The sequence below is a fragment of the Acidovorax sp. CF316 genome (assembly GCF_000276605.1).
In the GTDB taxonomy this organism is placed as follows: Bacteria; Pseudomonadota; Gammaproteobacteria; order Burkholderiales; family Burkholderiaceae_C; genus Acidovorax.
In genome coordinates this window covers 1-3,807 of the sequence record NZ_AKJX01000149.1, presented here as the reverse complement: position 1 = coordinate 3,807, position 3,807 = coordinate 1, and the positions used below count along the sequence as shown (strand labels likewise).

Here is a 3,807-nt window from a genome sequence, read left to right as displayed (position 1 = left end):
TGCCGATGCGTCGATCACGGTCACGTTAGCGCCGGTCACGGTGGTGGTCAGGCCTTGGTCACCGGTGATGGTGATCTTTTCAGCCAGGTCAGCCGTGATCTTGGCAGCGTTGACGGTCGTGGCAGCCACGGTACCGGCCGTGCTCTTCACGTTCAGGTTTTCGATGGCGGTCACGATCGCTTCGTCGGCGCCGGTGGCGTCAGCGAACACGATGCTGGCCGAATCAGCAGCGCCGGTAGCGCCAGCAAACTTGACGGTGTGGGCGTAGCCAGCAACCGAGTTGGAGATGGCAACGGTGGTAGCCAGGTTCACGCCGGAAACGGTCGTGGCAGCGCCCGTGGCGTCAACCCACAGTTCGGTCAGGCCGGTGGAGGACGAAGCGATGAATTCCGAAGCTGCGGTCGAGGTCAGGAAGACCTTTTCGATGTTTTGCAGCGTAGGCGTGACCGTCACGTTGCCCAGCGTAGCCTTCAGCGTGTCGACGCCAGCGCCGCCGTCAACCACGTCGGTAGCCGACAGGAAACCAGCGGTGGTTGCCAGGATGGTGTCGTTGTTGCCGGTGGTCTTGAACTTGGCTTCCGAAGCGGCTGGCGAGATGAAGTCGTCGCCGGCAGTCAGGGCCAGGGTCACGCCGGTCACAGCGGTGTCGGTTGGGCCGACAGGCGATGCGGTGGTGTTGGCTGGGTTGGCCGAGTAGGTGTACGAAGCGGTCACTTCGTTGTTCCATGCCACAGCAGCTGCAGCGAAGCCAGCTTGGTCGCCAGTGGCGTTTTCCAGGTTGGCCAGGATTTCGCCCAGTTGCATTGCAACGATACCGACGTTGGCCTTGCCCACTTGAACCAGGTAGTCCTTCAGTGCGGTCTGCAGAGCAGCGTTAGGCAGCACGCCCAAGTTCGTCAGCAGCTTGGTGGACAGTTGGTCTTCGGTCAGGCTGGTGAAGCCAGCGCCGAACGACAGAGCGAACTGGGTTGCGCCGACCGAGGTGGCTTGGGCCACTTGGTTGTTGTATACAGAGTTGGCAGGAGACTGGTCGTTGAACGCGCGGTTCAACATAGTCACAGTCGCGTCGACACCAAAAATTTGCTTAGGCATTTGAATCCTCTAAGAAAGATTAGAAAAGGTTGGGAGAAGTCTAAGTTACCAAGTACACCAGCGTGATTCTGGATTATGTCGCAGTACGATCAAACATTCTCACCGCATCATTCCATTGCCATTTCGGCGCCGATGTGCACCACTTGGCACCTCACAGTCCATTGATGCATCATTCCTCCCGTTTTCGTCCCTACAGCCAGCTACTGCCTCAAAAATCAGCATCACAATTGCCAACAATGAGGCAGCAGAAGTACAGCGGTGGGCAATCGCCAGAACCACATACCGCAGGTGGCATCGAAACGAAACGTTCTAAAGCCGGGATTGCCTGACAATCCCGACACGCCCAGGTGCGCTTGGGCAACTGGCTCTGCGGCAAGCGACGCAAGTGCTCAGCGCAGTGCCAAGCCTTGCATGCGGACCTCTTAGACCGAGGTCCACGAAGCGCCCGACAGGGTAGCCACGCCGGTCAGCTTGATCAGGCTGTCGTTGACAGACAGAGCTCCAGCAGCATCGTTCACCAGGATGTAGGTATCAGCGCCGTATTGGAACGCGATAGCCTTAGAAGCACCAGCGGTGGTGGCAGCCAGCTCGGCAGCAGTCAGCAGCGTCGACGAAGCTGCAAAGTTGGCCAGTTGCGTGCCCGTAGGTGCAGCCTTGCCGAAACCGGAGGTCAGATTCAGTACATCGGTACCGCTCACGAAGTCGGTCACTTCCACTGCGGAAGCAGCCAGCTTGGAAGCCGTGCTGATGTCCAGGTCCTTGGCGCCAACCCCAGCTAGGCCCGTGATATTCAGCGTGTCAGCGCCAGCACCCAGGGTGATCTTGTTGGCAGCTTGTGCGTTGATGTTGACCGTGTCAGCACCGTCGCCAGCAACCAGGGTGATCTTGGCGTCCAGCGTGCCGGTGATGTTGAACGTGTCAGCGCCCACACCGCCGGTGATGGCCACAGCCGTCGTGCCGGTGGTGGTGAACGTCAGGCCCAGGGCCTTGGTCAGTGCCGATGCGTCGATCACGGTGGCATTGGCAGCGGTTACCGTGGCGGTAAGCGCGCCGACACCCATGATGGTCACCTTTTCGGTCAGATTGGCCGCAATGACCACGTTGTTGGTGCCCGAAGCGGAGTTCACCGTGAGATTCTCGATGCTGCCCACCGTGAGGGTTGCGCCACCCGTTGCACTGGCAAGGGCCACGGTGGCAGCATCGGCCGCGCCCGAGGCACCCGCGAAGTCGAATGTTGCGGACGCCGAGCTACCGGTCACCCCGACTTGCGTGCCCAGCTTAATGCCAGAGAATGTGATGCTACCGGCGGCACCGCCAAGGCCTGCAATGCCGGCCTTGCCTGCTGCAGCGGTAGACCCGTCAGACCACAGTTCGGTCGTGCCAGTGAAACCAGCGGCATTTACGATGATGTTGCCGCCCGCGCCACCGTCGTCGCCCGCGCCTGCATTGCCAGCACCACCGCTCACATTGGCCTTGATGTAGACCTTCTCGACGTTGTTGAGCGTGGGCGCCATCGTGAAGCCCGCGCCCGGAGTGCCTACACCTCCACCAGGGGCATCCGCACCGGCGGCTGTCAACGTGGCCTTCAGAGAGTCCACCCCCGCACCTGCATCGATCACATCGCTGCTGCCCAGAAAGCCCGAGGTGCTGGCCAGAATGGTGTCGTTGTTGGCCGTGGTCTTGAACTTGGCTTCCGATGCGGCTGGCGAGATGAAGTCATCACCCGACGAGAGCGACAGGGTTACGCCCGTCACCGCGGTGTCGGTGGAACCCTGCGGAGAAGCACTGGTGCTGGCCGGGTTGGCCGAGTAGGTGTACGAAGCGGTCACCTCGTTGTTCCATGCCACTGCAGCGACAGCAAAGCCAGCCTGGTCGCCAGTGGCGTTTTCTAGGCCCGACAGGATCTGGCCCAGTTGCAGGGCTACGATACCAACATTGGCCTTGCCCACTTGAATCAGGTAATCCTTGAGGGCCGTTTGCAAGGCTGCGTTGGGCAGCACGCCCAGGTTGGTGAGCAGCTTGGTGGACAGCTGGTCTTCGGTCAGCGTGGTGAAGCCGGAGCCGAACGACAGGGCAAATGCGTTGGCGCCCACCGAGGCAGCCTGCGCCACCTGATTGTTGTACACGGCGTATGCGGGAGACTGGTCGTTGAACGCGCGGTTCAGAGTGGTGACGATTGCGTCGGTGCCAAAAATTTGGACGGGCATTGAATCCTCTGGGAACAGTAAGTGCGATAAAGAGTGGCGCAAACCTGACTGGACCGGTGAGCCGGTAGGCACCGTGAAGTGCTTTTTGTTACAGATTTGCACATTCATTATTACACGTAATGATAACCATTCCCAGATTGATTCTTGTTTCCATTGCCGAAAGAGTTTTCACGCTGTTATCCATGGCTCCCGTCCCGCGCCGCCTTGTGAATATCACGCGGCACACATCCAGGCATCAAGCAACGACGGAAGTGGGAGGAACGATCCCGTAAATCACACAGCAACCATCTATCCAGGTACCAGAGCTGTAAGCAGCCGCGAAAGCCTCTTTTTCCACCAAGCCACGCATTGATCGGCCGCATGGGCACGCCGGCCACACTGGCCAACTAAAAAGCCCCCCAGGCTTTCGCCTGGGGGGCTTTGCAGAAAGCTGCCTGCAACGGATCAGCGCTAAGCTGAACCTCGCAGAAGGCTCTCTTAACCGATTAGGCCACGGTCCACGAAGCGC

1 protein-coding gene and 1 pseudogene are annotated in these 3,807 nt (G+C 59.8%); both read right to left on the bottom strand.

Annotated elements, in window-relative coordinates; translation table 11 throughout:
- Window positions 1-1,092: pseudogene (locus PMI14_RS18320) on the bottom strand (hypothetical protein); the annotation flags it as partial.
- A gap of 422 nt (window positions 1,093-1,514) precedes the next feature.
- Window positions 1,515-3,299 carry a bluetail domain-containing putative surface protein gene (locus PMI14_RS18315; RefSeq protein ID WP_007856769.1) on the bottom strand — a complete coding sequence of 595 codons (1,785 nt, stop codon included), beginning with the start codon at window positions 3,297-3,299 and terminating at the stop codon, window positions 1,515-1,517.
- Between the last annotated feature and the right edge of the window lie 508 nt (window positions 3,300-3,807).

Coding starts and splice junctions, on each gene's coding strand:
- PMI14_RS18315 (WP_007856769.1), bottom strand. CDS start 3,299: ATGCCCGTCCAAATTTTTGGCACCGACGCAATCGTCACCACTCTGAAC.